General features: G+C 36.5%; 22 protein-coding genes. 20 read left to right on the top strand and 2 right to left on the bottom strand.

The features are described 5' to 3' along the window. The first annotated feature begins 36 nt into the window (after positions 1 to 36). The 3 genes from FR7_RS02265 to FR7_RS02275 all read left to right on the top strand — a co-directional run bounded on the left by FR7_RS02265 (position 37) and on the right by FR7_RS02275 (position 2174). Entirely contained in the window at positions 37 to 387 is a 351-nt protein-coding gene (locus FR7_RS02265) for a hypothetical protein (protein ID WP_007938380.1), read from the top strand. Between the two features lie 652 nt (positions 388 to 1039). After that, the gene (locus tag FR7_RS02270) at positions 1040 to 1315 is read left to right on the top strand and encodes a CD3324 family protein (RefSeq protein ID WP_007938381.1); all 276 of its coding nucleotides are present in this window, start codon (positions 1040 to 1042) and stop codon (positions 1313 to 1315) included. 133 nt (positions 1316 to 1448) lie between these two features. Further along, positions 1449 to 2174, top strand: a complete 726-nt coding sequence (locus FR7_RS02275) for an SAM-dependent methyltransferase (RefSeq protein ID WP_007951776.1) — start codon at positions 1449 to 1451, stop codon at positions 2172 to 2174. A 284-nt stretch (positions 2175 to 2458) separates the two neighbouring features. On the opposite strand, the gene FR7_RS02280 is transcribed toward FR7_RS02275, so the two are convergent. Next, positions 2459 to 3373: an AraC family transcriptional regulator gene (locus tag FR7_RS02280; RefSeq protein ID WP_007951779.1), complete on the bottom strand. Its 915-nt coding sequence runs from the start codon at positions 3371 to 3373 to the stop codon at positions 2459 to 2461. 125 nt (positions 3374 to 3498) lie between these two features. On the opposite strand from FR7_RS02280, the gene FR7_RS02285 reads away from it, so the two are divergent. The 7 genes from FR7_RS02285 (at position 3499) to FR7_RS02315 (ending at position 8866) form a co-directional block, all read left to right on the top strand. Next, positions 3499 to 3801, top strand: coding sequence for a hypothetical protein (locus tag FR7_RS02285; RefSeq protein ID WP_007951781.1), 303 nt, complete (start codon positions 3499 to 3501; stop codon positions 3799 to 3801). Between the two features lie 21 nt (positions 3802 to 3822). Further along, positions 3823 to 4497: an HAD family hydrolase gene (locus tag FR7_RS02290; RefSeq protein ID WP_007951782.1), complete on the top strand. Its 675-nt coding sequence runs from the start codon at positions 3823 to 3825 to the stop codon at positions 4495 to 4497. A gap of 40 nt (positions 4498 to 4537) precedes the next feature. Then, entirely contained in the window at positions 4538 to 4654 is a 117-nt protein-coding gene (locus tag FR7_RS23445; protein WP_139181555.1) for a DUF2992 family protein, read from the top strand. Positions 4655 to 4906: 252 nt separating this feature from the next. Next, on the top strand, positions 4907 to 5083 hold the full coding sequence (locus tag FR7_RS02295; RefSeq protein ID WP_237769480.1) for a hypothetical protein: 177 nt from the start codon (positions 4907 to 4909) through the stop codon (positions 5081 to 5083). 255 nt (positions 5084 to 5338) lie between these two features. Continuing rightward, positions 5339 to 5773 carry a MarR family winged helix-turn-helix transcriptional regulator gene (locus FR7_RS02300; RefSeq protein ID WP_007951786.1) on the top strand — a complete coding sequence of 145 codons (435 nt, stop codon included), beginning with the start codon at positions 5339 to 5341 and terminating at the stop codon, positions 5771 to 5773. Positions 5774 to 5921: 148 nt separating this feature from the next. Beyond that, on the top strand, positions 5922 to 6542 hold the full coding sequence (locus tag FR7_RS02305) for an HXXEE domain-containing protein (RefSeq protein ID WP_007951788.1): 621 nt from the start codon (positions 5922 to 5924) through the stop codon (positions 6540 to 6542). A 965-nt stretch (positions 6543 to 7507) separates the two neighbouring features. Next, positions 7508 to 8866, top strand: a complete 1359-nt coding sequence (locus FR7_RS02315; protein ID WP_007951790.1) for an MATE family efflux transporter — start codon at positions 7508 to 7510, stop codon at positions 8864 to 8866. A gap of 439 nt (positions 8867 to 9305) precedes the next feature. On the opposite strand, the gene FR7_RS02320 is transcribed toward FR7_RS02315, so the two are convergent. Further along, positions 9306 to 10145 carry a 4Fe-4S binding protein gene (locus FR7_RS02320; protein ID WP_007951792.1) on the bottom strand — a complete coding sequence of 280 codons (840 nt, stop codon included), beginning with the start codon at positions 10143 to 10145 and terminating at the stop codon, positions 9306 to 9308. A gap of 18 nt (positions 10146 to 10163) precedes the next feature. Between FR7_RS02320 and FR7_RS23075 the strand changes: the two genes are divergently transcribed. The 10 genes from FR7_RS23075 (at position 10164) to FR7_RS02365 (ending at position 21280) form a co-directional block, all read left to right on the top strand. Further along, the gene (locus FR7_RS23075; RefSeq protein WP_082918266.1) at positions 10164 to 10307 is read left to right on the top strand and encodes a helix-turn-helix domain-containing protein; all 144 of its coding nucleotides are present in this window, start codon (positions 10164 to 10166) and stop codon (positions 10305 to 10307) included. After that, positions 10285 to 10611, top strand: coding sequence for a LysR family transcriptional regulator substrate-binding protein (locus FR7_RS02325; RefSeq protein ID WP_007951794.1), 327 nt, complete (start codon positions 10285 to 10287; stop codon positions 10609 to 10611). Before FR7_RS23075 ends, FR7_RS02325 begins: the two co-directional genes overlap by 23 nt. 617 nt (positions 10612 to 11228) lie before the next feature. Then, positions 11229 to 11624: a hypothetical protein gene (locus FR7_RS02330; protein WP_007951797.1), complete on the top strand. Its 396-nt coding sequence runs from the start codon at positions 11229 to 11231 to the stop codon at positions 11622 to 11624. A 305-nt stretch (positions 11625 to 11929) separates the two neighbouring features. Then, positions 11930 to 13039 (top strand): pyridoxal phosphate-dependent aminotransferase, encoded by a 1110-nt coding sequence (locus tag FR7_RS02335; protein ID WP_007951798.1) that lies wholly within the window; start codon positions 11930 to 11932, stop codon positions 13037 to 13039. 563 nt (positions 13040 to 13602) lie between these two features. Continuing rightward, positions 13603 to 14790: a hypothetical protein gene (locus FR7_RS02340; protein ID WP_007951800.1), complete on the top strand. Its 1188-nt coding sequence runs from the start codon at positions 13603 to 13605 to the stop codon at positions 14788 to 14790. 557 nt (positions 14791 to 15347) lie between these two features. Beyond that, complete coding sequence (locus tag FR7_RS02345; RefSeq protein ID WP_139181556.1) at positions 15348 to 15596, top strand: hypothetical protein; 249 nt, start codon at positions 15348 to 15350, stop codon at positions 15594 to 15596. A 1035-nt stretch (positions 15597 to 16631) separates the two neighbouring features. Then, a complete protein-coding gene (locus FR7_RS02350; protein WP_007951805.1) occupies positions 16632 to 17858 on the top strand; it encodes an SIR2 family protein in 1227 nt (408 codons plus the stop codon). Then, on the top strand, positions 17848 to 19668 hold the full coding sequence (locus FR7_RS02355; protein WP_007951807.1) for an ATP-binding protein: 1821 nt from the start codon (positions 17848 to 17850) through the stop codon (positions 19666 to 19668). The genes FR7_RS02350 and FR7_RS02355 overlap by 11 nt, the downstream gene beginning before the upstream one ends. Continuing rightward, positions 19661 to 19876: a KTSC domain-containing protein gene (locus FR7_RS02360; protein ID WP_007951815.1), complete on the top strand. Its 216-nt coding sequence runs from the start codon at positions 19661 to 19663 to the stop codon at positions 19874 to 19876. Before FR7_RS02355 ends, FR7_RS02360 begins: the two co-directional genes overlap by 8 nt. Positions 19877 to 20434: 558 nt before the next feature. Further along, complete coding sequence (locus tag FR7_RS02365; RefSeq protein ID WP_139181557.1) at positions 20435 to 21280, top strand: hypothetical protein; 846 nt, start codon at positions 20435 to 20437, stop codon at positions 21278 to 21280. Positions 21281 to 21478 lie beyond the last annotated feature (198 nt).

The raw sequence follows: 21478 nt of genomic DNA on the forward strand, positions 1-21478 counted from the left end.
CTTATTGACTATTGGGTTAAACGAAGCAGGAAGGATATGATACCTGCGTACTATTTGACGAGAAACATTATCTCTAGATTAAAATCTTTCTCTATAGATTGGTATCCAGATCACAATAAAGAAATTATGATAAGATACGGTTTATTTCCCCAAAATATAGTTGGTTATTATGTATATAAGGATGGTAAGCTGTGTTCTTATGTGATAAACCCTTATTATTTGTGTAAATGGCGAGCGGATAGTTCTTTTGATATAGGAGACGGTGTTTTCATAGATCAATCGGAAGTTAACCTTAAAAATTCGGATGGTTTATTTTTACGAATTTATCTTGCTGACCCGAATGGACAAATTGGAATTTTTCAAGAAGAAGGGCAAGGTACTACTTGAAAAAACGTTAATTAGAAATAGGACAAGGGGACGGAGGACGTGTCCGAATGGAATTTCTTTTGACTTTCGGTAAGACACAACCACCGTCCCCTCGTGTTATGGTTACTGTGATATAACGGAATTGGAAGAATCAAATGGTTAAACTCTCTGCAAGATAAATCATTCAGCGATTAAAAGAAGACGGGCTATCGATACGTCAAATTGGGCGTGCAACAGGAATATCGCGAGGTATAATAGCAAAAGGGTGACAAAAAGGAACGTCCCCTCTGTCATATTCATACATCGAATGTTTTTCGGGAGAATTTCAGCAGAATTATTTAAAGGATAAACCGTTTTCCATACCTTTTTTAGGTCGCGGGTACCAGCATATCTATAAAACCGTCAATATCCAATACTCCGATAAGAGACTGGAGGAATTTTTAGGACACAAAGTGGAACGCGCTAATTATGGATAAATTTAGCAGGACTTTTTGTATTTTATCAGAATAAATTGCTAATGTACGGGAAAGATAAAATCTTTAAGAAAGGAAATTGGCTTATGATCCTATATTATTTGGAGTCGGTGTTATGCGGAGCAAAGGCTATCGCATAACAAATATGCTGTGAGATAGCCTTTGCTCAATCCTAAAACTACAATTTTAGGAGGAGCATAATGGGCTACAAGAACGCAGTTAGTGTATTTCCCGCTGATTTGTTAGAAGCAATACAACAGTATATTGACGGTGAATATATTTATATCCCACGAAAGGCAGAAAATAAAAAACGGTGGGGGGAAGTAAAAAACAGCAGGCAATCTATTCAGGAACGCAATGAAAACATTTTTTCCCAGTATCAAGACGGTATTTCCGTTGAGGATATTGCAAGCTGTAATTACTTATCACCCAAAACAATCTACAAAATATTGGCTGCTATGAAAAGCAAATGCTAAAGTGAGAGCGACATGGTAATTTTGCCGTGTCGCTTTTTTGTTTCTGAAGTATCTTGCAGGGTGCATTGTAATAATATAATTACTATAATTGATTTATAGCAGCAAGATAAAGGATTAGCGGAGGAAGGATATTATGTGCACATTTACCAATCAATTTATTTCCAGTCAGAATAACATGGAATTTTTGAAAGCTGCCATGATGGGGCCTAATGCCATGCGAGTAGCAGAGGAATTAGCGTCATGCCTAGACATCAATGAGAATATGCGTATACTTGACCTCGGCTGTGGGTGCGGTCTTTCCACACTCTTGCTGACACAAAAATACGGCGCAAAAGTTTTCGCCGCCGACTTGTGGATTTCACCGACTGAAAACTATGAGCGTTTCAAATCAATCGGGATTGACGATAAAGCCATTCCGATTTCAGTAGACGCGACCAAAGGATTGCCTTTCGCAAACGGATATTTTGACCTGTTGTTTACTGTGGACGCTTACCATTATTTCGGTGATACGGCCCAAATGCTCCCGTCCCTCGTTCCTTTAGTGAAAAAGGGCGGCTATATCGCCGTGGCTATTCCCGGCTTAAAATACGAATTTGGGAAAAATGTTCCCGATGATATGCAGCCGTTTTGGAATAGCGAGATGGAAAGAACCCTGCACTCTCTTGATTGGTGGAAAGACTTGTGGAAAAGGGCCGAGGGCATTGAAATGGTAGACTGCCGCGAAATGGCCTGCTGCAGACAGGCGTGGAAAGAATGGCAGACCGGTTATCATCCCATTGTCGCTGAGGATATCAAAATGATGGAGGCTGAGGGCGGAAAGTATTTTAATCTTGTTCAGTTGATTGCTAAAGTCATTTGAATGGCAACCACATAATAAGAATCCTGCCGCTTGACGGTCAACAAAAAAACGTGGGGCGGCGGGTCATTCTCCATGCCTAACTGACTGACCTCTGGACATTTTGTCCAGAAGTGGCAGAACGGCAAAAGCGGACGGTTTAATCACCGTCTGCTTTTTTTGCCCCCTTTTCACGTTGCAAAGCCCGGATACAAAGATGTCATAGGGACGGGGTGTCGACCATGCAATCGTTGAAGGTAGTGTCAATAACCCCGTCCCCGTGGCACGTCTGCTGAAAATAGCAACCGTTAAAATAACCGTTGTCTTTGTCGTTTCCGGTAAGCAATGGGCGTGAAGCATATAAACCGTTTAAAAATCTTGGAAAAATAGCTGGGGCTGTCAAAACCAATCTGATTGCAAATTTCTGTGATGGGGGCATCCGTATCCGTCAGCAATCGTGCTGACACTGACACTCGGTATTTAAGCAGATACTGTATGGGTGTCATTCGAATGGTTTTTTGGAAGCAGCGCAGACATTCTCGCTCGCTGATATTGGCTGCTGCAGCAATCTGCTGAAGCTCGAGCGGTTCGGCAAAGTGCTGATGTAAAAAATCCAGCATTGCATTAATGCGTACTGTGTCCTGGCTTTCACTCCGGTTTTGCTGTTCAAGAAGTGACTGCATATTTTTAACAATTAAGTACCACATACGGGATAGTTTTTCACGCATAAGCAACTCATAACCAAAATTATCTAAATCGTAAATTTCAGTAGCTTCTCGAATACACTGCACGGCTTGGCACTGCCATTCAATTTCGCAATAGAATGGAACACCAGGCAATATATTGCAGTCTAGCAACGGGCGCACATAACGCTGCTCAAAAACACTTTCCGTCGTACCCGATATCAGATTCGCATGAAAGACAAGTGAATTCAATGTGCAGCCTGCATCACCTATAATCTGCATTGAGTGCAATACATTGGAATTGATAAAAGCACCTTCGCCTTTCTGCAAGGTAAAATCCATTCCGTTTAGACTTACATGCATGGCACCACTGCGTACTATCACTACTTCAATTTCTTCATGCCAATGCCAGGGAATATCGCCAGTCACATTATTGCTTAAATCAGAAAAATAGCCCCCACAAGGGAACATCGGTGTACCTCGTGCTTCCAATTCGCGTCGGTCTGTGTCAAGAATCAACTTACACAATTGTTTAGACATTTTGTCTGCCTCCTAATCGATGTGGCGGTTTTGTTACAGTATAAGTCCTTACTGTTATTGTTGCAAGTAATAAATGGCGATATAATTATAGTGATAAAACGCTTTTGTAAAGTGAGTTGATTTATATGCAAAATGAGGTAACTTATCTGACGTTTTTTGATATTCAGCATACTCAGCAATTTTTTGATATGGTGAATCGTTGTGCTGCACCGGTTATTTTTTATCTTCCAAATGGTCAGGCAAAGGATCTACGCTTCAATTTACTAGTACAAAATTTTTTAACTTGGATGGATTTATCTGGAAATATTCCTGAGTTGAAATTGGAATGTAATAACTCGCAAGATGTGAAAGAGATGATTCAGTTTATGATGGAAAGTGATATGATGAAAACTGATTTATCTCTGCGTACTAAAAGGAGAATATATTAAAAAATATAAAGGTAGGTTTGCATGAAGTATTTAGGTATAATCTTTGATTTTAATGGTACTTTATTTTTTGATTCAGATAAACATGAAGAAGCATGGAGAATTTTTTCAAAAAAACTACGTGGAAATTCTTTAGATGACGAAGAATTACAGAAAGTAATGCATGGAAGAACAAATAAATCATTAATAGAGTATTTATTAGGTGCTTCAATAGATGATGAAAAGCTATTTCAATTAAGTGAACAGAAGGAACAAATTTATAGAGAGATGTGTATAAAGGATATAACAAATTTTAAGTTAACACTTGGCGCTATTGAGTTGTTAGATTATTTAAAGGAAAAACAAATACCATATACGATAGCTACTGCATCAGGAAAAACAAATCTTTCATTTTATTTTGAAAACTTAAATCTTAATAAATGGTTTGACTTAAATAAAATAGCTTTTGATGATGGTTTAATTTTAAGTAAACCAGAACCTGATATTTATTTAAAAGCTGCAGCTAAGATAGGCATTAAGCCAGAAAAATGTATTGTAGTTGAAGATGCAATTTCTGGAATAGAATCAGCTTACAGAGCTAATATTGGTAAAATTATTGCAATTGGCCCTGAAAATAAACATGAAAATTTGAAGAATTTGAAAGGTGTAAATTATGTAATTAGCAATTTTAAAGAGTTTGATAGAAATATTTTTTGGTAATAAACATTTTTAAACCTGTAGGGGAATAAATCAATGGGACATGGGGCAAGTAGATCAAAGAATCAACCCTAAACGACTCCAGCGTTTAGTGCAAAAAGAAATCAAAAATGTTGGCATTGGTACAAAAGCCCAACAAGCTCTCAAACTAGATCAATAGTGACGAAAGGACGTTCCCTTTTGTCCTTGATCTAATAATTATAGTTTTTGACTAAATATAAGAAAATGCTGCTAAAAGCTGGGGTAAGATAGAAACCTAATCGTGCCATTTTTAATTATGGGTAGCAGACTAAAGGTCGTCGAATATACTAACTAAGAGGAGTAGAGTCTGAGGTGCGATATGAACTGTGAGAACGTAAATAGATGGATTATACTAGGGTTGGCGCTAGCTTTGATATCAGACGTAATATTTTTGATAGTTGAGGTAATAAGTCAAAATTGTGACGAACAGGAAGAAAAGAAGAGAGTAGAGCAAGAAAATAGAACAAAAGATGAAATCAGCGAACTTCAAAAAGAAGTATTAGCTTTAAGAGAGCAGCTAAAAAAGCAGGAAAAACTTGTTGCGAATCTTGCCTCTTCTGTCCGTTAAAGATGTACATATCGAACCCCTGTCCAATATCAATAAATGTTAGGAGCTTCTCATAGCCGTTTGGCATGAGAAGCTCTTTTATTTTGTTGTCGACTAACTCTCATAATAGGTCCACTAACTAATTTGCCACAAAACAACCTCATTTTGGTCAAAATAATGTGAAAAGTAACAATTTGGCTTTAAAAGAAAATTGACTTTTATACTGATTTAATGTATTATTTGATTGTCAATGACAATCAAATAAAGGAGAAAATAATGTATATTCTAAATGATGCCATTAGTTTTATTATTAGTAGAACATATTCTAGAATGAAAAACATATTTCTAAAAAAACTAAAAAGGTATGGAATTACTCTTGAGCAATGGGTTTTACTTGCTCAACTTTCAGAAAAAGAAGGAATTTCACCAACTGATTTATCTTTAGTATCACTTAGAGATAAACCATATACAACAAGACTTATTGATCGATTAGCAGAAAATGGGCTTATTTTTAAGGAAGAAAGCAAGATTGATAAACGTTCGTCATTAATTTATCTAACACAACAGGGAGCGGAAATAAAAAAAGAGATTATTCCCATCGCTGATGAAATTAATGAGTGGTTAGTTGAGAATATGGATGAGGAAGAAGTAAGAAAGCTTAAGGTTGTATTGTATAAAATGTATGAGAATATCCAATCTCATAGTCGATAGTTAGAGAAGAATTCAACTAACTTTAATTTTTTCACATATAGTTGTCATTGACAATTATATGTGAAAAATTGATATAAATATTATACTTATTCTCCATTGATTATGAGAGAGTAACACGGAAATTAGTTGATAAGAGAGGCGTGAGGTTATGAATTATTTAAGGAATTATTGGCAAGATATCGGTGGTATTGTAGGGGTAGTAGTATGCATTGGTTTATTTTTTCGATACCAACACATACAAGAACTCCAAGTGATTTTATGGCTGAGTTTTGTTGCAATTCTCTTTCATCAGTTTGAGGAGTATCGATGGCCAGGATATTTCCCCGGTGTTTTTAATATCGTCTTATTCAAAAGTGCAAATCCAGATAAGTATCCTTTAAATAGCCATTCAGCGATGGTTATTAATATTTTAATTGCCTATGGTTTTTATTTGCTTCCCATCTTTTTTATAGATCAAATATGGATTGGATTAGCGCCAATATTTATGGGATTTTTTCAATTGGTATGGCATGGGGTTTTTGCTAATCTTAAAATTAAAGGTATTTATAATCCTGGTCTGTTTGCTGTTATTTTTCTGCATATTCCGATAGGGGCTTGGTATATCAACTATATTATGGTGCATAATTTAGTAACTGTGTACGATTGGATATTGGGAATTGCATATTTTGCTGTAGCTACTTACGTGTTAATTGTAAAAGGTAATATGTGGATGAAAAATGAGAAATCAATTTACAGTTTTAATCAAAAACAACTAGGTCCTTATCGTTGATGGTAGAGCTGTATAATAATAATTACTTACCCATTTGGACTAATAAGAAACCCCTGAAGCGGAGTCTTGCCTGGTAGAATAATGCTTATAATGTAAAAATATAGAAGGATTTGGCATTCATAAAAGAGAAGCTACCATAATAAATTACTAACTAATTTATTATGGTAGCTTCTCTTTAGTTGACACTGGGCGGTAGAAAGATAATTAAGAACTGATTGGTGTATTAAATGGGACAAGGATCCTGTCCCCGTATCCCTTTATAAAAAAAGATGCAAGGGTAGTCGTGGCCAAGAAGTTCTAAAATATAAATTTGATAAAGTTATATGTAAAGATTGTCCAAATAGAGTGGAATGTGCTGGCAAAAATAAATCGGTTAAATGCTTGGAACTTGAAAAGGATAGCAGCCCTAGTATTCTTTTTAGTCGAATATTTATTGCTGATTTTTAGAGAGATTACTCAATTAGCAATTATAGAAAACAAAAATCTTCTAATAGCTCAAAAATAGTAAGCTTTTTCAGTAGTTTCGGACGGTTCGGTCGTCTTCAAACACAATCGTTGATAATTCCCGTAAAGTGCTTTATGATATAATTAAAGTTTATGAAAGGGTGAATACAATGAAGTTATTTGGAAAATCCGGTATTGTAAAAGGCTCCACACAACTCGATATGATAAAACATTGTGCGGAGCCCAATCAAATTAAGTAAATGTTTATTTGATAGATGATTTCAGCACAATCAATTTAAGCTTAAGCTTATGTTGATTGTTTGTGATGCTCTTTTATAAATATTGAATTTGAATATTTGGCCGTAGACAATGTTTTGTCTACGGCCTTTTGCTAGCTTTTTTCAAGGACATATTATGTCTATTGGCATAGTTAGTATAAAAGCAGAGGGCTTGCACCTACGGGTGTATAGTTTCCTCTACTTTTTTGTTTATATTTTAAAAGAAAAGGATGTAGTCTAAAAATGGAAAACTCAGAACAGGATTTAACAATTGGAAGTGTACAAAAAAAACTTATAAAATTTGCAATGCCCTTATTTGTTGCTAATTTGCTCCAATCATTTTACAGCATTGTAGATATGTTGGTTGTTGGCCGAATGGTTGGGAGCACTGGGCTTGCAGCAATCAGCAATGCTTCAGTGATTAGCTTTATCATTAACTCAATTTGTATTGGCGTTACAATGGGCGGCACAGTATTAGTTGCTCAGTATAAAGGAGCTAATGATGAACAGGGTCAGAAAAAGACGGTAGGAACCTTGTTTACTATATCTGCCATTGCTTCGATTATCGTTACCGTGATAGGGCTACTTGTATATAAGCCCGTGTTTGAACTTCTCGACGTGCCGTCTGCTTCTATGAAAGACGCTTGCGATTATATGCTGATAATATGTTTAGGAACATTTTTTGTGTTTGGATACAATGCTGTCTGCTCAATTATGAAAGGATTTGGCGACTCAAAAAGTTCACTCTATTTTATTGCGGTGGCTACTGTCGTTAATATTTTTCTTGATTTGATTTTAGTTGGGCCTTTTGGATTGGGGACAAAAGGTGCCGCTTATGCAACTGTTTTTTCACAAGGCATTTCTCTCATAATTTCAATTATTTGCTTGCGGCGCAGCGGTTTTATTTTTGATTTCAAGTTGCAAAGTTTTGGCATTGATAGGGACAAACTGATTGCCATTTTGAAAGTAGGATTACCTACTGCAATTCAAATGGTAGTTGTTAATATTTCGTATCTCTTGATTACAGGTATGCTCAATCACTTTGGTGTCTCGGTAGCAGCAGCTTCGGGCATTGGATTAAAAGTAAATACTTTCGCCGGTATGCCCTGTTGGGCGCTTGGTCAAGCGGTTACGGCTATGGTAGGACAAAATATAGGAGCGAAAAACATTGAACGTGTTCAAAATACTACGACAATAGGACTGCGTCTGAATATAATCATTACTTTACTTGTCGTGATACTTGTACAGATATTTGCAAAACCCATTGTAATGCTTTTTGAGCCGAAAAATTTAGAGGTGATTCAAGAAGGTGTTTTATATTTAAGAATATGTTGTTCTATAAACAGCTTGATTTACGCGGCGATGTATACTTTTGACTCCTTTGCTATTGGTATTGGGGCTGCAAACATAGCCATGTGTAATGCACTGTTAGACGCAGTCATTGTACGTTTACCTGTAAGCTGGTCTTTAGCTTTTATACTTCATTATGGTTTTACAGGAATTTATATAGGACAGGCACTTTCTCCGATATTGCCGGCTATCGTTGGTGCAATTTATTTTTATCGGAAAGGATGGAGACATAAAAAGTTTTTACATAGTTAATCAGTAAAAATCGAAATCACCTGCTGAATGGCAATAAAAAAAGCCGTAATTCGGTTGTCGCTCCCCGCCTCTGTTTCGATTTGCACCATTCTTATCACAAAAATCGAAACGGAGGAAAAATACTATGTCAAAATCAATCTACGGGATTATTACCCGTTTTATTCATCGGACTGCTTTATCGAAGTGTCGGACGAGCTGGCAGTGTTTTTAGAGGGCTGCGACAAAGCAGAGAACGTCCTAATGAAGAGTGTGTAACATAAGTAGAATTTAACAGTTATAAAGAGAAGCTACCATAATAAATTAGTTCGTAAATTTATGGTCAGCTTTTCTTTTATTTGATATGAGTGATAGAAACACAATTGAGAACTTATCGATTTTAAATGGGACAAAGAACCTGTCCCCGTGTCCCACCTTTCTAGCTAAGTTGAAAATAGCAATGTTAGTAGGTATTTCGCAGGGGAATTTTACTTTCACACGGAACACCTGTTTGGCATTTGCCGCAACCATATCTTGGAGCATATTTTTCAATAATTTTATCCGAAAATGCCGAGCAGGCCATATGATCTTTTCCTTCTTCAATAGAGATTGCTCCAGCGGGGCATTTTTTTACGCAGGCACCGCATAGGCAGCAATATTCATAAATAGATTTGTAGTTTCTTGTGTCAGGGGGGAGTTCCAGTTCGGTAATAATGCTGGCGAATCTTCCGGCAACACCTTTAGCTGTTATTAGGCCTTTAGAAAGCCCGAATGTACCCAATCCGCAAATAAAAGCGACATGTCTTTCCGACCAATTGCTGGTAAAGGCGGCTTGGGGATGGGGTGTATTGGGGTTGAACCCGGCTTTTGACCAAAAATTTTCATCAAGCGACGGCACTATGCTATTATAACCTGCGCGTAGCAATATGGAATTTAAATAGGTGGTTAATTTATTTAGAAACGCTTGTCCTTCAATACGACCATGCAGCCATGCGTCGGCAGGCCAGACACTGTCTTTAGTATTTTCTCTTTTGATTTGCTGACTAAAGGGAAGGAAAAAAGAGATAACTGTTTTTGCTTCTGGCAGCCATTGCTGTGGATGTCGGACATGATCGCCAATTGCAGTTGGCTTTTTTAATTCATCGAAATATGGATCAGCCGCAGAGCCAAAGGCAAAAATAGGATCTTCAAATATTTTCATACCGATTACCTGTGTAGAAAGAGCAAATTCTTTAGTTATATAATTGTCTTTTTCGTTTTCTACAAAGTGCGCAGCGGCTTTACATATATTTGTTTTATTCATTTTCATCACCTTTGTTGTATGTATTTTTCTAGTATATTTGTTTACAGTTTTAGTTATGCTGCTAAAATTCTCGGGTATGCCCAACCTACGGTTACTATGCATATTCAATTATTGGAAGAAGAATTCCAGGTAAAGCTTTTTGAACGATTGGGACTTTTCTGAAGAGGTGAAGTTTGGTTCGATTCAGGAAGAATCGATTGTGGTGGTCATTGCGCCCGATCACCCTTTTTGCAGGTATTCGGCGCTAGGTATTCAAGATTTTCAAACCGAGAATTTGATTATAACCCAGGAGAATTGCACGTATCGGGCTATGATTGATGAACTTTTACAGGAAGCGGGGGTTCAGCCTCATTCTCTGATTGAAATCAACAATATTCAAGCCATTAAACAATTGGTTATGAGTGGCTTGAGGATTACTGTTTTGCCACGTGTTTCCGTAGAATATGAGCTACGCAAAATTTGCTGACAGAAGTGCCGTGGAAAGGACCTCCTTTAAGGGTTTTTACTCAAATAGCTTATTATTGAAAAAATCAAATTGGAATGTTCCAATATATGTTTATAAAGGTGAATCAGAAGACGAATTGATTAATAAATTGGAAGAATTGGCAAGATGAATAAAAGATTATGAAAGCGTGTCTTTCTTATTAAAGGACAGTTTTCACGGATGGAATATCATCTGCTCAGGTGTTGCATTACAATATATGAAACTAGAATATTAAATATGCAAAAAGTAGCAATAGTCAAGGTAGATAGTTTTGATTACATTTACGAAGATGTAGAAAAAGGCGTAAATCAGTAACTACCCATCCATAGGTAGTTACTGATTTACAATTAATAAGAAACCTGAAACAGAGCCTCGCTTTGGTAAAATAATGCTTATAATGTAAAAATATAGCAGGATTTGGCATTTATAAAAGAGAAGCTACCATAATAAGTTAGTTAGTAATTTATTATGGTAGCTTCTCTTTTAGTTGACTCTGACGATAGAAACACAATTGAGAACTTATCGATTTAAATGGGACAAGGAACCTGTCCCCGTGTCCCATTTAGGTATAGGATTAAATAAATATAAGGAGGAAAAACATGGGGGAATATGTAGTTGGCATTTTAATTGCCGGAGGAATCTATAATATATTACTGGCTGTTTTTCATATCATGTTCTGGCGCATGGATAAATTTAACTGGAAAGAAGAATTACCAAAGATGTCCAGTATAAATATGGCAGTCATTCAGTTGTTGAATGTTGCTGTCATCGTATTCTTCTTTTTAATCTCATATATCAGCATTTTTCACACACGGGAACTGTTGAGTAGTGGGCTGGGTAAAACTGTCTTATTAGGTGTATCGTTATTTTGGTTGATCAGACTAGGCGGGGAATTTACCTTTAAAAAAGGAACACCAGCTAATCCAGTATTAGTGGTCATTTTGGTAATAGGAGCGTTATTATATTTAATTCCTGCGTTATCAGTAACGGCATAGATAAATATAGGACAGGGGGACGTAGGAAGTGTCCGAATGGAATTGTCTTTTGACTTTCAGTAAGACATACCTACCGTCCCCTTGTCTTATGTGAGATTATAGATAATTATGGACCTTATATTGGAAATGAAAATAGTGTGTGTATGAAAAAGAAGTTAATATAATAGTAGCATTGCTTGGATGATCTTAAATAATGAATAAAGTTCAGCAGTTAAATAAATTTATAAATCCAGGTGATAAAGTTCTATTAAAGCCCAGTTCTCAAAAAGAACTTAATTTATAAAATTGGAGATAAAAACTAAGTTATGAATAGTGAAGATAGAATATATGATATAGTTGATGCTCGTAAAAAAGACACAGTAGATTTGAGTGTTAACACAAACCCTTTAGGAATGCCAGAGTCGGCTAAAATAGCTATTATAAGAGGAATGGAACTGTATGCACAGTATCCTGACGAAAAATGCACCATTTTATCTGAAGAAATTGCACAACATTGTTCAGGTATATCTGCGAAGCAAGTTTTATGCGTCAGTGGTGTGGATGATGCGATCTATCGGATTATATTTGCGCAACATCCAAGAAAAGCGCTTCTATTGGCTCCTACCTATGAAGACTATGAAAAAGCATTACGTAATGATGGATGTACTGTGATATATCATTTTTTACAAAAAGAGGAAAAGTATCAAATTACAGAAACGATTTTGGATTCATTAACTAATGAAGTAGACATGTTTTTTTTATGTAATCCGAATAATCCAACAGGACAAGTCATTGGAAGAAAATTTCTCAGTCGGATATTAGATAAGTGCCAAGAGAATGGAACTATCTTGGTTGTAGACGAGAGTTTTATTGATTTTTTGGATGAGTCAGAACAATATACTGCTAAAGGATTAATTAATACATATCCCAATCTTGTAGTTCTAGACGGATTTACTAAACTATATGCTATGCCGGGCTTGCGGTTAGGATTTTGCATATCTAGTAATGAAGAATTATTAGGAAAAATATTTGCAGCAGGACAACCTTGGGGTGTGTCTATTCCAGCACAAATAGCTGGGATTACGGCATTAAAAGATAGAAAATATTTAAAGGAAACTCATGAATTAATCCAGACAGAAAAAAAGTGGTTGCTTAAAGAATTGGGCAATTTGAAAATTGATGTATGGGGTAGTTGCGCCAATTATCTCTTTTTTCCAGCACCTTTGCCTAATATGCGACAGCTTTTGGAAGAAGATAATATTCTTTTGCGAAATTGTGAAAATTTTGTTGGGTTAAACGGAGAATTTTGTCGGGTTGCGATTAGAACGCATCAAGAAAATGAGAAGTTTATTGCTACAATTCGAAAACGTGTTATATTAAAGCCAAACATGGTCGAAGGTGTCGACAAAGGTATTGGAGGAACTACCCATCCATAGGTAGTCACTAATTTACAACTAATAAGAAACCTGAAACAGAGCCTCGCTTTGGTAAAATAATGCTTATAATGTAAAAATATAGAAGGATTTGGCATTTATAAAAGAGAAGCTACCATAATAAATTAGTTAGTAATTTATTATGGTAGCTTCTCTTTTAGTTGACACTAAGCGATAGAAAGATAATTAAAAACTGATTGGTATTGAATGGGACAAGGAACCTGTCCCCGTGTCCCTTTCCCGTGTCCCTTTCCCGTGTCCCTTTCCCGTGTCCCTTCCAATGAGTAAATAAGCAAGTGAAAATCTCTGAAAATACTTTGCTTTTGGATAAGGAAACCTTCGGAAAAATAAAGACGGATTCCTTAAAAAATCCCAACAAGATATGTGGGCTCTGTCATTTTCAAGAATTTTTGTCAGAGATAACAATAAAATTAAGTGTCGGCCACTATTCATCTTAGATATGTTGGGATGTCGCAGGGACGGGGTTGTCGACAATGCAACTGGCTTGAAGGTTAGTGTCAGTAACCCCCGTCCCCATGACACCTTGATTTAAAGGAGGCTCAAGAATGGATATTACCGAAGTGGTAAAGACAATAAAAGATAGTTATGAGAATGTTGATGTAAAAGTTGATGACAACAAAATTAAAATAATTAAAAAGGAATGGAAAAGGGAAGTTGAATTTGAGTTTAATACAGATAATCTTAATGAGACAATAGATGATATAAGCTATTTTCTCTCTTATGTTTACATACCATTTAAAGGATGTCTAAATAAGAATAAAGTAGAAATTGCTATAACCATATCCAATACTATTTTTCCTATGCAGTTTAGCGGAGAAGAAGTATCTGATGATGAGAAAAAAGAAGAAAATATATGCTTTGACATTGGTTGTGTAACTAATGATTTTATAAAAATACTGGATTCGAGACATGATTTTAGATGGGCTTCTCCAGATGAGTTTCTTTCCACTCTTCAAATATTTAATTTGGATAAAGTAACAAAAAGATCATATGATGAAGAAAACTTCTTTGAAGATGTAGTTTTAAAAGTTGCAAAAGATATTATTTTTGATTTGTCGACTAGGTATTCTTTAAATCTAAAGCTATATGAGGTGCCTGAAACAGAAGAGATTGATAATGATCCTTTTTATGAAGCAGCAGATATCCTAAAAACACAGGAACACTTTTCACTTAAAGTTAGTTATGATGAAGATTTGACTAATTATTATTACCGAGCATTGCAGATGGATAATAGTGAATTTAAGTATCTCGCGTATTATCAGGTAATGGAATGTATTTTTGATGAGGTATATCTTGAGGAAACCATTTATGATGTTAGACAGATTATTAACTCGAGTGGTTTTTCAAGTTATAAAAATGATGATGTTATGTCAATTATAAAGGTAGTTGAGCAATATAATAAGAACAAAACCGATCGTGAAAAAATGAAGGTTATACTCGAAAAATATTTTAGAGGTAGTACACACGATGAGGCCTACTTTATTGCTAACAAAGAGATTATTGAGTTACTTACCAAAAAAGGTGAAATTCAAAAAAAAGAAGATATAAAAGACATACAAAAGTTAACAAATGTCATTTATGATTTTAGATGTAAATGTACACATTCAAATCGTAAATTCCCTTTCCGAAAAACTTTTGATAATACAGATAATGAACTTGGTATTTATATATCTATAATTAAAAAAATCGCAGAAAGGGTAATTAGCAACTATAATGTAATGTTATTAAAATAAATGTGGTAAAAATACAATAGTGTAGGATTAGATTGGATATTCTTGCTAACTTCGCAAGTGTTTTGATAATTGTGAAGTTAGAAAAATCTGGGCCTTACAGACGGCAATGTCAACTTTCCAGCTGATAAGGCTCGTGAACAATCGGGTTTTGATGGGATTTGTGAGGTCACGGATCAGTTTTTAGAACTCCAGTCCAACGTCGTTGTAAACTAGGTTTTAAAGCGTGAAATTCCTAGGGTTATGGGATCTGTTTCTAAATAATTGTAAATACACATAACTGTAGCTTCTAGGGGACGGTTCCTCTGAGTTTGTTGTGGTGTGAAAAAGGAAGTGCCGAATCAATATATTGTGAATACAAAATTCCTGCAGGAATTTGTTTTTTAAGGATAAATTAATTAGAAATATGAGAATTATTTAAAAAAAAGATTATAAGTAGAATGGCAGACAATAAGATAAGAGGTAGAACTGACTCGATGGAACCGTCCCCTTGAGTTTATCCTATAGAAAAGATATCATTTCATAATCCGATTATTGCCTCTGAAAAATTAATGCGATATTTGGGGATTGATATTTTACATGGTATTAGCGAAAAGGATAAAGAATTTATTAAACAAAGGTTTCTTCGTAGACATATTTATGAACACAATGCAGGAATTGTAGACCAAGAGTATCTTGACAAGTCTCAAGATACTTCTGTTAAGCTTGGTCAAATTGTAAGAGAAAAGAGTAGTAATGTAACTTCCCTAATTAAATTAGTTAGACAAATTGCAGTTAATTATGATAAGGAATTTCATGCAATTAAATAAGGGATTAAGAAAAGATCCCTAGACAATTAGGGCGTTTTTATGCTGTTCTGAGCTAGTAAATGTTACAATAAAAATGCCCAGCACTAAGGCTGGGCAAATACTTATTAAAATGCTCCCATTATAATGAAGGAAACTTTTGATATGTTCTTTAATTACCTCCACACAACAGGTATGTGGGAACATATTGTTGTCTGGTGGTTTATATTTCTAGTTTAAATATTTATATGTGTAAGACAGGGACAGGTCTTTGTCCTACAAGAGTGCATGTTATTATCCCAACATGTTGGATGCTGTAAAAAAGGTATTACAGTAACTACCCATCCATAGGTAGTCACTGAGTTACAACTAATAAAAAAACCTGTAACAGAGCTTTGCTTTGGTAAAAAATGTTTATAATGTAGAAATATAGAAGGATGTGGCATTTATAAAAGAGAAACTACCATAATAAATTAGTTAGTAATTTATTATGGTAGTTTCTCTTTAGTTGACACTGAGCGGTAGAAATATAATTACGAGCTGATTGGTATTAAATGGGACAAGGAACCTGTCCCCGTGTCCCTCTTTAATTCCTGCGTTATCAGTAACGGCATAGATAAATATAGGACAGGGGGACGGAGGAAGTGTCCGAATGGAATTGTCTTTTGACTTTTAGTAAGACATACCCACCGTCCCCTTGTCTTATCGGTTTAAAATATATACGCACACTGTCCCCCGCGTCTCAATCAATAAAAAACCAAGCAATCAAATCATATTCTGGGTTTGATTGCTTGGTTTTTATGTTGGTTATTTCTCTTTTTTTATATAATTGGCTTATGATGAATTTTTTGTAAGTTTTGGTTAATTCAGGGCGAAAAATGCAGGACTCTGGTCCTGTACTGAAGAATTGGTAATATATTCATAGGAAGATCAAAGAAGTTATTATTTATGTCACAGGGACGGAGTTGTCGACAATGTAACGGCTGGTTAGTGTCAATAACCCCGTCCCCTTGACGCTTAAAGCTTATTGGTAGCGATAAAACGATTGGGGATGATGGCATGATACAATATGACCCTTATACCGTTGCAGCAGAAATTAGGGAACAGATATCATCTGCTAAACGCCGACTTGGCTTTCTAACTGGGGCAGGTTCATCCATGGCCGTTGGATTACCTGGAATTATTGATCTGACCAACCAGGTTGAGGAGAAGTTTGATGGCCTACTAAAATCTCAATTCCAATCTATTAAAGCAAGTATGGGAGGCACGCCTAATGTTGAATATATTCTTAATTGTGTGAGACTTTACTGTGAAGTAATCGGCGATAGCGAGGAACGTGAAATTGATGGTATCAAAGGCAGGACTGCAATTAAGAATTTAGATACGTCTATTTGTCGTGCGATACACGATATAGTTAAGAGTGGATCAATGGTTGAAACAAAGCCTCATCAAACCCTCGCTCAGTGGCTACATGCTCTACATAGTATTAGGGAAAAACCCGTTGAGGTATTCACCCTTAACTATGACTTATTGTTTGAAAAGGCAATGGAAGAAGTGGGTGTACCCTATTTCGACGGTTTCATCGGTTCTGTTGAACCATTTTTTATGCCAGAAGCGGTGGAGGCAGAAGGGGAGAAGGAAGACGAAAATGTATATCCTCCTAGATCTTGGACTCGCCTTTGGAAACTACATGGGTCTATTGGTTGGCGTACCAGGTGTGGTAATGGGGATGGAAGAAAAAGAATTACGAGGGTTAGTGGTGGCGAATTGCCTATTGGCGAAGAACTGATGATTTTTCCGTCACGTGATAAATATGCGGATTCACGGAAACTACCTTTCCTTACATTGCAGGATAGATTGCGGCGTTTTCTTATGAATGGAGAGGTTCTTATGGTAATCCATGGTTATAGTTTCTCGGACGAACATATCAATGAAATATTATTTCAAGGTTTGAGATCGAATCCGCGCTTATCTATTTTATCATTCTACTATGGCAACCTACCGGATAATCTTACTAAATTTGGGCGTAGTTATCGAAATTTAACATTGCTTGCTGCTGATAAGGCTTGCATAGGAGGTCTGGTTGGAGAATGGGTTATAAGCCGATCTCCACAAGCAGGCGAAATATGGTCATTTTGGGACGAAGAGGCTAAAAGATTCACATTGGGTAACTTTAATTGTTTTGCTGAATATCTAGAGACGTTTATTGGATTTAAGGGTTTACAAAGGTATTCTGATAGTTCTTTTCAGCCGACACTGAAGGGAGGTGAACCTAGTGAAGGATGAAGTTACTTTTCTAGGGAATGTTCGTCGGGTAGTTGGTGCGAAGGTTTATATAGAAATTAGTAGTAGCTTACCGTCGGCATCTCCTATTATTAGTGGTCGTACATATAGGGTTGGGCAGGTTGGATCTTTTGTTCGTATTCCGCTCGGCTTTCTAAATCTTTATGGTATCGTATCTTTGGTTGGAGCATCAGAGATTGCTGAATCTAACGAATTATTACCAGGAGCTAATAATGGGCAGCGTTGGGTTGAGGTTCAGCTTGTTGGAGAGTCATATGCTAATGCTAAATTTCAGCGCGGTGTCGGCATATTCCCGACCATTGACGACGAGGCCCATATAGTTACAGAAGAGGACCTTGCTATAATTTATGGTACTGCCGAAGGAACCATGGTTGAGATTGGGAGTCACGTTGCTTCAGAAGGACTAAAAGCCTTTATTGATCTTGATAAACTTGTTAGCCGCCATGGGGCGGTAGTTGGGTCTACTGGGTGTGGGAAATCAAATACTGTTGCGGCGCTATTAAGAGCATTGACCAAAGGGGAATATCCTAACGCTCGAATTATAGTGATCGATCCGCATGGAGAATATCATGCTGCATTTCCAGAAAAAAGTTGTGTCTTTCGCATTAATGATATTCTTTCACCTCTGGTTATTCCCTATTGGGCACTGTCGTTCGATGAATTAGCATGGTTTTTATATGACCGTAGAAGCACTGGGGAGTCTAATCAAGATGCTATCATACGTGAGCGAATATATGAAGAGAAAAAGTCCGTATGCAGATCTCTGTGCGCTGGCCAAATTCAACCAGAGGAGATTACCGTCGACGCCCCGATACCATTCAAGTTAAAGGAACTGTTCTTTGACCTTTACGAGAAAGAATACGCGACTTTGAAAGTAAAGGATGACTTTACTACTATTGCCTATAAAGTGGAAAATGGGCAAGAGCTAAAGGGGAATATTCAAACTCTAGTTCTACCACAATATCAGCCTCCCGGGGCTGGAGCAGCGCCGCCATTTAAGTCTCCACGGCAAGCGGGATTAGGTTCAATTCTAAATAAGATCTATGGCAGACTTAAGGATAGGCGATTTAGCTTCCTACTCGATCCTTCTGGATACGATGGACATACTAAGGATTTACATGATTTGGTTAATGGTTGGCTAAACCATGATAAACCTATCACTATCTTTGATTTTGGTGGAATACCATTTGAGGTAATGGATCTTGTTGTAGGAGTTTTGACTAGAATTCTATTTGAGGGTTCTTTTTGGGGGCGAGATTTGCCAGGCGTTGGGAAACAACGTCCGATACTGATGGTGTTTGAAGAAGCTCATGCATACCTACCCAGGGGGACAGACTCCCAATTTGTATCTGGTTATGCTGGTCGCGCTGTTAGACGGATATTTAAGGAGGGTAGAAAGTATGGAATTGGGTCTTTAGTAGTAAGTCAGAGACCATCAGAACTAGATGACACTATACTTTCTCAATGTGGTACTTTTATTGCGCTACGTTTAGCAAATAGTGAAGACCAAGGTAGAGTGCGGGCGACAGTTCCTGATTCATTGACAGGTTTAATTGAGATGCTACCTGCCCTCCGAACTGGTGAGGCTATTGTAGTTGGTGAAGCGATGCAGGTTCCTAGCAGAATAAGACTGCCATTAGTAGAACCAAGGCCGAATAGCAGTGATCCTTTAATATCGGATAGGTGGGCAGAAAATCCTATGACAACACCGGCTTATGGCCTTGCAATTACAGGATGGAGGTGCCAACAGATGTTAACAGCGGAAAACCAAGGAGGTGATAATAATGAATAGAATTTCAGTTAGTTCTACTAATATATCTTCTATTGGGCACTGTGCAGATTCTTCAGTACTAGAGGTGGAATTTCTCAAAGGCGGAATTTACAATTATTACGGCATTTCAGAACAGTTGTATCATGACTTGCTGAATGCTGGTTCCAAAGGCCAGTTTCTCAACCAATATATAAAGAACGCAGGATATACGTATACTAAAGTTGGTTAACTAGTTAATCAATTTTAATTGTAAAGTAGGAGATTTCATTTCATTATTTTTGGGACTTGGTGAATAATTTGAACATAGCCCAGTGAGGGCGATTCAATATTCATCAAGTTCGCTTTGTATAGATAACTTCTATAATAAGTTGAAGGACCCTGTGATATGATACTTATAATTAATATGAAAATAAATATCACTATGGTGGCATAACGTAAGATATTAGAATAAGGTGTATCATTCCTATCCGAAGGACTTAAACGACGCTACCCCCGAAGGAGGAGCATGCAACTTAATTAGTAATTCGTAGCACGTGGTGGGTTTTGAATTGAAGTCTGGACACCAGAATAGAGTTGATTCTAACAATTTGTGTTGTGGTCTACTTACGTGTCCTTGATTGCTTTCTATATTGCTAGATGGAAGTTGTACATACGATTCGGTACGGCTCAGTGAACCGAACCCCTGTCTAATATCAATGGAGAAGCTGGTAAGAAACAACTAACCTATCCCCATGTCTTAAACAATTAAACGCCCCTTCTTAGATCAAGTTTTAGAATCAGTTAGGAGATGGAGAATATAAAATACATTAAAGATAATTGGAGTGTTATGCTTTTTGGTGGTTCAGCAATATGTTACATATTTGGATATATCAAATCCTTAATCTTATTTCGAGCAATTAGTTTGACCGCTATTCCGACGGATATCTATACACCTTTCGATTTATTAGTTTCAGGGCTTACATTTATAATTAGTGCATTAAGCGTGCCTATTATTATTTGGGGATCTTATCAGTTAACTACTCTAATTATTGATAGTTTTCCATTTTTACGAGATATAGTAGATAGGTACTTGAAAAGATCTTTCTCTATTGGGTTTGCACTAGCGGCTTTTTTAGTAATTATTGTTGCATCATCTATTCAAATAACTCCAGTCTTGTTAAACATAGAGTACAAGGTGTATATAGCTTTACTTACAGCAGTTATATTTACGATACTAGCTTTTGGAATATATACCTTCACATCTAATCAACAAAGAGGGGTTAAGCAATGGCTTGCTTTGGCTTTCTCTACTTTTATTTGGGTGATAACAATGTTTTTTGGACAATTTTATGCAATAAATAATATATCAACAGGCGAGTCTTTTCAAATGACTCGTTTAGGACAACATCCGGGCATAACTGGATACCTAATCTTAAAAGATAATATAAATGGATCAAAGAGTAGTTATGAAATTCCTGGAGCGTATAAAGTCTATGGAGTATTACTTGCTAAGAATGAAAAGTTATACTATTTTGCGGCACTACCACATTCGGCTACCGGAAGCAGTTTATATATATTACCTGAGAATAGAGTTTATGGTTTTCAGGCTATCATCTCATTCGAACAATTCAAACCACAAAATATACCTAAATGATGAAATCTTAATTTAAGGCGAATCTGTTTTATAGAACTATCTTTTAATTTAAATAAGACCTAACCACCGTCCTTGCTTATTTGGTGAATTTTAGTAAACTCATGGGTAGCTTCTCTTTTGGTTGACATACCGATAGAAAGATAATTTAGAACGTATCGTTTTTAATTGGGACAAGGAACCTGTCCCTGTGTCCCATTA

Source organism: Pelosinus fermentans DSM 17108 (genome assembly GCF_000271485.2).
In the GTDB taxonomy this organism is placed as follows: Bacteria; Bacillota; Negativicutes; order DSM-13327; family DSM-13327; genus Pelosinus; species Pelosinus fermentans.

Bases quoted from the DNA above. Each gene is read 5' to 3' on its own strand.
- FR7_RS23445 (WP_139181555.1), top strand. From the start codon at position 4,538: ATGGGGCAAGTAGATCAAAGAATCAACCCTAAACGACTCCAGCGTTTA.
- FR7_RS02275 (WP_007951776.1), top strand. From the start codon at position 1,449: ATGTGCACATTTACCAATCAATTTATTTCCAGTCAGAATAACATGGAA.
- FR7_RS02360 (WP_007951815.1), top strand. From the start codon at position 19,661: ATGAATAGAATTTCAGTTAGTTCTACTAATATATCTTCTATTGGGCAC.
- FR7_RS02280 (WP_007951779.1), bottom strand. From the start codon at position 3,373: ATGTCTAAACAATTGTGTAAGTTGATTCTTGACACAGACCGACGCGAA.
- FR7_RS02270 (WP_007938381.1), top strand. From the start codon at position 1,040: ATGGGCTACAAGAACGCAGTTAGTGTATTTCCCGCTGATTTGTTAGAA.
- FR7_RS02340 (WP_007951800.1), top strand. From the start codon at position 13,603: ATGGATATTACCGAAGTGGTAAAGACAATAAAAGATAGTTATGAGAAT.
- FR7_RS02330 (WP_007951797.1), top strand. From the start codon at position 11,229: ATGGGGGAATATGTAGTTGGCATTTTAATTGCCGGAGGAATCTATAAT.
- FR7_RS02265 (WP_007938380.1), top strand. From the start codon at position 37: ATGATACCTGCGTACTATTTGACGAGAAACATTATCTCTAGATTAAAA.
- FR7_RS02305 (WP_007951788.1), top strand. From the start codon at position 5,922: ATGAATTATTTAAGGAATTATTGGCAAGATATCGGTGGTATTGTAGGG.
- FR7_RS02350 (WP_007951805.1), top strand. From the start codon at position 16,632: ATGATACAATATGACCCTTATACCGTTGCAGCAGAAATTAGGGAACAG.
- FR7_RS02365 (WP_139181557.1), top strand. From the start codon at position 20,435: ATGGAGAATATAAAATACATTAAAGATAATTGGAGTGTTATGCTTTTT.
- FR7_RS02300 (WP_007951786.1), top strand. From the start codon at position 5,339: ATGTATATTCTAAATGATGCCATTAGTTTTATTATTAGTAGAACATAT.
- FR7_RS02315 (WP_007951790.1), top strand. From the start codon at position 7,508: ATGGAAAACTCAGAACAGGATTTAACAATTGGAAGTGTACAAAAAAAA.
- FR7_RS02290 (WP_007951782.1), top strand. From the start codon at position 3,823: ATGAAGTATTTAGGTATAATCTTTGATTTTAATGGTACTTTATTTTTT.
- FR7_RS02285 (WP_007951781.1), top strand. From the start codon at position 3,499: ATGCAAAATGAGGTAACTTATCTGACGTTTTTTGATATTCAGCATACT.
- FR7_RS02335 (WP_007951798.1), top strand. From the start codon at position 11,930: ATGAATAGTGAAGATAGAATATATGATATAGTTGATGCTCGTAAAAAA.
- FR7_RS23075 (WP_082918266.1), top strand. From the start codon at position 10,164: ATGTATTTTTCTAGTATATTTGTTTACAGTTTTAGTTATGCTGCTAAA.
- FR7_RS02320 (WP_007951792.1), bottom strand. From the start codon at position 10,145: ATGAATAAAACAAATATATGTAAAGCCGCTGCGCACTTTGTAGAAAAC.